Consider the following 6,150-nt stretch of genomic DNA (forward strand, 5'->3'; position numbering starts at 1 on the left):
GCAACATGAGCTTAAGCGATCGATTGAACGAAGATATGAAACAAGCGATGAAGAGTCAGGACAAGTTTAAGCTCTCTGTAATTCGAATGGTACGTTCTACGATTAAGAATTCTGAGATTGATCTGAAAAGACCCTTAGACGACAATGAAGTGCTTGATGTTCTAACTCGTGAGATCAAACAGCGTAAGGATTCCCTCCAAGAATTTTCCAAGGCAGGTCGTGAAGATCTAGCCGACAACCTGAGTGCGGAACTTGTTATTTTAGCTGAGTACATGCCGCAACAGCTTTCTGAGGAAGAAGTGAAAGCCATTGTACAGCAGACCATCCAGCAAATTGGTGCTTCTTCCAAAGCGGATATGGGCAAAGTGATGACGGCATTGATGCCTCAGGTTAAAGGACGCGCTGATGGTAAGATTATCAATCAGTTAGTTCAACAACTATTAGGTTAATACCAAATATGTTTTGTGAAGACCAAGTGGAGCATTCCGCTTGGTCTTTTTTCTATTTTAGGACAATTTCTCGATTTTTTAATTAATTTCCGAAACAGTTCATAAAATAATACGTACATACCTTATGATAAGGAAGTTTTTGGGGGAAGGAGTGAACGACGATGTTTCTTGATAACTTATCCGCGTTTCTGACTCATCCTGTAACAGCTACGGTTTTATTGATGGTTGGCATTATAGGCATCGTGCTTGAACTGCTTTTTTTCAGTAGTGGATTGTTGGCCTTGGCAGGGGTTGCTGGCTTTGGTTTATATTATCTTGGCTTCTATTTGGCAGGCTTTGCGAGTTTTGGTGATTTGGTTGTCTTAGGACTAGGCTTGGTTCTTCTGATTTTAGAATTAGTTGTTCCAAGCTTTGGCATTCTTAGTGTGCTAGGTGCCATTTGTCTATTTGGCGGTGTGATGATGGCGTCTTCGGATCCCAAGGAAGCCGTGTACATGTTAGTCATTGCCTTACTTGTTGCCATTGTGGTTGTCATTGCAGCGATTAGGACGTTTAAGCATCGAGGTGTATGGAACCGTTTCATTCTGAAGGAGCAGCTAACGACAAGTAAAGGCTTTACATCGAATCCTGATCGATCTTACCTAATTGGCATGTCGGGTGAAGCGATATCGCCCTTACGGCCTGCAGGTACGGCCATGATTCAAGGTGAACGTGTCGATGTTGTAACGAAAGGCAGTTTTATTTCCGCAAACCAATCCATAGTCGTTGTGGAGGTAGAAGGGGTTCGAGTCGTTGTAAAAGAAGTGGATAACCAACATAACATTTAGGAGGAAACAAAAAAATGACGATTGAACCAGGCTTATACTTGGTGCTGCTGGCAGCTATCATTATTATCGTGTTATCGATTTTACTGAGTGTCGTTCCTGTTATGCTATGGATATCGGCGTTGGCTTCCGGTGTAAGAATTAGCATCATTACCTTGATCGCGATGAGACTCCGTCGGGTTACGCCAAGTCGCATTGTGAACCCTATGATTAAGGCTACGAAAGCGGGAATAGATCTTAGTGTGAATCAACTAGAAAGTCACTATCTGGCAGGCGGTAATGTTGACCGCGTAGTAAACGCATTAATTGCTGCGCATCGTGCTAAGATACATTTGGAGTTTGAGCGCGCGGCGGCCATTGATTTGGCGGGGCGTGATGTATTGTTAGCCGTTCAAATGAGTGTAAATCCACGCGTAATCGAAACGCCTAATGTTTCGGCTGTTGCGAAGAACGGTATTGAAGTGAAAGTTATCGCTAGGGTTACGGTGCGTGCCAACATCGATCGACTCGTTGGTGGTGCCGGTGAAGAAACGATTATTGCTCGCGTCGGAGAAGGAATCGTTACAACCGTAGGTTCTAGCGAATCTCATAAGGACGTCTTAGAAAATCCGGATATGATCTCTCGGACCGTACTAGGTAAAGGCTTGGATGCTGGGACGGCATTTGAAATTCTGTCCATTGATATTGCGGATGTAGACGTAGGTAAAAATATTGGCGCACATTTGCAAACGGAGCAAGCTGAAGCTGACAAACGAATCGCGCAAGCAAAAGCCGAAGAGCGCCGCGCGATGGCCGTTGCAGCTGAGCAGGAGATGAAAGCGAGAGTTGTTGAAATGCGGGCTAAGGTTGTTGAGTCGGAATCACAGGTCCCGCTTGCCATGGCTGAAGCGCTTCGGAATGGTCAATTGGGTGTTATGGATTATATGAATCTCAAAAATATCGAATCCGATACACAAATGCGTTCTTCACTAGGTAAAATCAACGACGGAAAAACGGAGAAAGAATAAGAATATGAGGTGATCAGATGGAACAGCTTATCGTATTCTTATTTAAGAACTGGTATCTGGTCATTATCGCGTTGGCCTTCTTTTATAAATTGCAAGGCAGGCGTAAGCGAGCTGAGCAAGGCACGCCAAGATCAGGCATGCCGACCTTTGGGAATGGTCCAGGCGACGCTAGGAGGCCTGCAGAAGCGAAGAAAGTTCAGTCAGGTCATAATGCTCCCGCGGGTCGTCCGGAGCGCGTACGAGACGAATTTAACCAGTCTGGTCTAGGGAAATCAACGGCTGCTGCTCCAAAGCAGAAGGCTTCACCTTTCACTTCACAGACGCCGAAAAGTGGATCAACGGTGAGTTCAACAATATATTCTGAAGAGGTATCATCTTCAAATATATTTCCAGACCAACTGAACCGTGAACAAGTACTGCAAGGCGTTGTGTGGTCAGAGATACTAGGCCCGCCGCGCGCCAGAAAGCCGTACCGCAGATGACTAATTTTGGAACGCCCTTTTGCAAATGCGAGAGGGCTTTTTTTTATGTTCAGTTTTTCTCATAAAAACGGCTTCTGTCGCATAATTTGGTAGAAAGTCTATGCGCCTTTTCTGCATTCTTGATCTTCTAGTTAGAGGGGGTACTGCCCAGCTATGCGTCGCTTGACCCGCAAATGGAACCAATTCACGGCCAAGATCCTTGATCTTCCCCAAGATGTTGTACAGGATTTGCCGCGAATCACGATGATCGGCAACGTACAGCTATATGTAGAGAATCACCGGGGCGTACTGCATTTTTCCAGTGAAATTCTGAAGCTGGAGTTAGCGAAAGGAACGCTGGAGGTTTGCGGCCAGCAGTTGGTCATTCGGGCCATTCTTTCAGAAGAAGTGTTCATTGAAGGCATCATTGATCATGTAAAATATATGCCTTAATTTAGTAGTGCGAATTAGAACTGGAGGCTGAGTCATGAAACAATCCCTATTCATTGCCCGATTGCGTGGTTATGTACGCATACAAATTCGAGGCAAGGACTGCGAAAGGTTGATTCATCCCATGGTGGAGGGTGGCTTCTCCATTTGGGATATTCAAGCTGGCAAAGATGGGAAGCTGGAGCTGTGTATCCTCATCAAGGATTTCTTTCGACTTCGGCCGCTATTGAAGAGGACAGGCTGCAGAATGCATGTAGTGGAGCGATTCGGACTGCCTTTTTTCATGGATAAAATTGGACGAAGAAAAGTGTTGTTTGGTGGCTTGGCGGCTTTTATCATCAGTCTGTATGTGCTAACCTCTCTGGTTTGGCAAGTAACGGTGGATGGTAATGATCGCATTGAGACATCGGAGATTTTGGAGGCAGCCTCCAAGCAAGGCATTCATAAGTTCCAGTGGAAATTTAAGTTGGACAAGACGGAGGAGCTTTCTCGTGCCATTCAGCAACAGCTGCCGAGTGCAGCGTGGGTTGGGGTAGAAATCCGAGGAACACACATCACGATTAAGGTCGTTGAAGCGACGATACCAGATAGAAAACAATTAGAGGATCCTCGAAATATTGTAGCTTCCAAAAGTGCTTTAGTGACCGAAATACAATCGAAAAAAGGGCGGCCGATGGTCAAACCGAATACGTATGTACGCAAAGGGACTGTCTTGATCTCAGGCACGATTGGTGATGAGCAAAATAGTCAACTTGTTGTGGCAGATGGTAAGATTAGGGGAGTTGTCTGGTATACCTCCCGAATTGAAGCTCCGCTTACGAAACAATATAAGGCATATACAGGTGAAACTGTTCATCGAAGCTACCTCGTATTTGGGACAAGAGCGTTGCAGCTTACCGGTTACGGCAAGACTGGGTTTGAACATTCGGAGACGATACCTGATCGTAAAACACTTGCTTGGCGGTCGTTTTCACTTCCGCTTGGGTGGCTTCATGAGAAAGTGATGGAGGTTCATCTGGTGGAGGAGCCGGTGGAAGCGGCGAATGCGAAAAAGGTGGGAATTGAGCAGGCTAAAGCTAAATTATTAGCTGCTGCAGGTGAGGATGCGAGGATTGTCGGAGAAAAAATTTTGCATGAAAAAACAGAGAATGGTAAAATTTATATAGACGTTCATTTTGAGGTCGAAGAAAATATTGCCGAAGTACAACCAATTGTGACACAAGGAGAATGAGGCCTGTTGATAGAAAATGCGCAATCTGTAAAAATTACATTGAAAAATCCCGCTGAGGGATTAGCTTTATTTGGGCCGCAGGATAAATTCTTGCATGTCATTGAACGGGAAATTGATGCTCAAATCTTTACGCGCGAAGCCGAAATAACGATACAAGGCAGGGCTGCGGAAGTGAACTCACTTCAGCAGCTCTTTGAAGTTCTTTTACAGCTAATCCGCAATAATTACACGGTAACAGAACGTGATGTTCTGTATGCGGTTGAATTGGCGAAACAGATGAAGGCTGAGCAATTGCTGGATCTGTTTAAAGGCGAAATCACATCCACGCATAAAGGGAAGCCGATACGTGTCAAAACGATCGGACAGAAGAAATATGTGGATACGATCAAGAAGAAGGATATTGTCTTTGGAATTGGTCCTGCAGGGACAGGGAAGACGTATTTAGCTGTTGTTCTTGCCGTAACCCGATTGAAAGAAGGGGCTGTAAAACGGATCGTTTTGACACGACCAGCCGTAGAAGCAGGGGAAAGCCTAGGATTCCTTCCGGGGGACTTACAGGAAAAAGTTGACCCTTATTTACGCCCATTGTATGATGCTCTTAATGATGTCCTAGGGCCTGAACAAGTTGCGAAGTCACTAGAACGCGGACTCATCGAAATTGCACCATTAGCTTATATGAGAGGCCGTACGTTGGACGATTCATTTATCATCTTGGATGAAGCGCAGAACACGACTCCTGAGCAGATGAAGATGTTTCTAACGAGACTTGGCTTCGGCTCCAAAATGGTCATCACAGGCGATGTCACGCAAATTGATTTACCGCGAGGCAAGTCTTCCGGTCTGGTAGAAGCTTCACGAATTCTGAGTGGAATTGAAGAACTGGGCTTTATTCATTTTGATGAGGGAGACGTTGTACGTCATTCTCTTGTTCAGAAAATCATTGTTGCCTACAACGAAGAGTCGAATAAGTAACGAAGCTAGGTTGGATAGATAGAGAGGAATGACCTCCGTAATGAAAAATGAAGTGCAAATGAAAGGCAAATTTCATTACCGGCTGAGTGGATGGAAATACAATAAAGGCTTAAGAATACTCTTGTTTCTCATATTGGGGTTGATATTCTATGCCTCACTGTATGCAAAACTTGTACCACAAGTTTTTGATATCACACTAGGTATGAAGAGTGAGAAAACCATTTATGCGCCAGAACAGATTGAGAACGCTGTCGCGACGGAGCAAGCCAAAGAAGATGCCGCGAAGCGTGTCCAGCCTGTCTATCTGATCGTTAACCTCAAGAATGAAGTTATTAGTGATGCTATTTTTGATAAATTATCTCAGATCAATGCAGATGAAGAAGTAAAGTTTGATGATAAGGTGAGCATTTACCGACGAGTCATCCCGCAGTTGATTAGTGACATGACGAATGAGGCCATCAAAACACTGCGCAATAGTGGGCAATACAACGATTTGTTACTGGAACAAATCCAACTCGGTCTATCGGATCAGAAATATCCGCTTCCTGAGGAAGTTTATTTTAAACTGCCTCGGTTGACCAAGGAAGACCTCGCGGAGATGCGTCCTGTGACGAAAGAGATCGTTACTAAGCTCATGAATGATCAAATTATGGATGCACAGACAGCGCGAGCGAAGGTAGCAGAAGTCGTGAATACGTCTAACTTAGCGAAGAACACCTCTCGTGAGATGGTAACTGAAATTGCAAGAGCGCTGAT

At 44.8% G+C, this 6,150-nt stretch carries 7 protein-coding genes and 1 pseudogene; all 8 read left to right on the plus strand.

The genetic code is table 11. The features are described from left to right. Window positions 1-5: 5 nt before the first annotated feature. Window positions 6-449: a GatB/YqeY domain-containing protein gene (locus AC1DVJ_RS16100; protein ID WP_477592247.1), complete on the plus strand. Its 444-nt coding sequence runs from the start codon at window positions 6-8 to the stop codon at window positions 447-449. A 161-nt stretch (window positions 450-610) separates the two neighbouring features. Beyond that, window positions 611-1,276, plus strand: coding sequence for an NfeD family protein (locus AC1DVJ_RS16105; RefSeq protein WP_477592248.1), 666 nt, complete (start codon window positions 611-613; stop codon window positions 1,274-1,276). A 14-nt stretch (window positions 1,277-1,290) separates the two neighbouring features. Further along, entirely contained in the window at window positions 1,291-2,280 is a 990-nt protein-coding gene (gene floA / locus AC1DVJ_RS16110; protein ID WP_321166537.1) for a flotillin-like protein FloA, read from the plus strand. 17 nt (window positions 2,281-2,297) lie between these two features. Further along, window positions 2,298-2,762, plus strand: a complete 465-nt coding sequence (locus AC1DVJ_RS16115; RefSeq protein WP_477592249.1) for a hypothetical protein — start codon at window positions 2,298-2,300, stop codon at window positions 2,760-2,762. A 153-nt stretch (window positions 2,763-2,915) separates the two neighbouring features. Then, window positions 2,916-3,194 carry a sporulation protein YqfC gene (yqfC, locus tag AC1DVJ_RS16120; protein ID WP_056609736.1) on the plus strand — a complete coding sequence of 93 codons (279 nt, stop codon included), beginning with the start codon at window positions 2,916-2,918 and terminating at the stop codon, window positions 3,192-3,194. Window positions 3,195-3,228: 34 nt separating this feature from the next. Further along, window positions 3,229-4,422 (plus strand): sporulation protein YqfD, encoded by a 1,194-nt coding sequence (gene yqfD / locus AC1DVJ_RS16125; RefSeq protein ID WP_477592250.1) that lies wholly within the window; start codon window positions 3,229-3,231, stop codon window positions 4,420-4,422. Between the two features lie 6 nt (window positions 4,423-4,428). Beyond that, complete coding sequence (locus AC1DVJ_RS16130; protein ID WP_477592251.1) at window positions 4,429-5,394, plus strand: PhoH family protein; 966 nt, start codon at window positions 4,429-4,431, stop codon at window positions 5,392-5,394. Window positions 5,395-5,434: 40 nt separating this feature from the next. Further along, window positions 5,435-6,150 (plus strand): annotated as a pseudogene (locus AC1DVJ_RS16135) (metal-dependent phosphohydrolase); the annotation flags it as partial.

The sequence above is a fragment of the Paenibacillus sp. P4_A9 genome (assembly GCF_056402415.1).

Bases quoted from the DNA above. Each gene is read 5' to 3' on its own strand.
- AC1DVJ_RS16100 (WP_477592247.1), top strand. From the start codon at position 6: ATGAGCTTAAGCGATCGATTGAACGAAGATATGAAACAAGCGATGAAG.
- AC1DVJ_RS16105 (WP_477592248.1), top strand. From the start codon at position 611: ATGTTTCTTGATAACTTATCCGCGTTTCTGACTCATCCTGTAACAGCT.
- floA (WP_321166537.1), top strand. From the start codon at position 1,291: ATGACGATTGAACCAGGCTTATACTTGGTGCTGCTGGCAGCTATCATT.
- AC1DVJ_RS16115 (WP_477592249.1), top strand. From the start codon at position 2,298: ATGGAACAGCTTATCGTATTCTTATTTAAGAACTGGTATCTGGTCATT.
- yqfC (WP_056609736.1), top strand. From the start codon at position 2,916: ATGCGTCGCTTGACCCGCAAATGGAACCAATTCACGGCCAAGATCCTT.
- yqfD (WP_477592250.1), top strand. From the start codon at position 3,229: ATGAAACAATCCCTATTCATTGCCCGATTGCGTGGTTATGTACGCATA.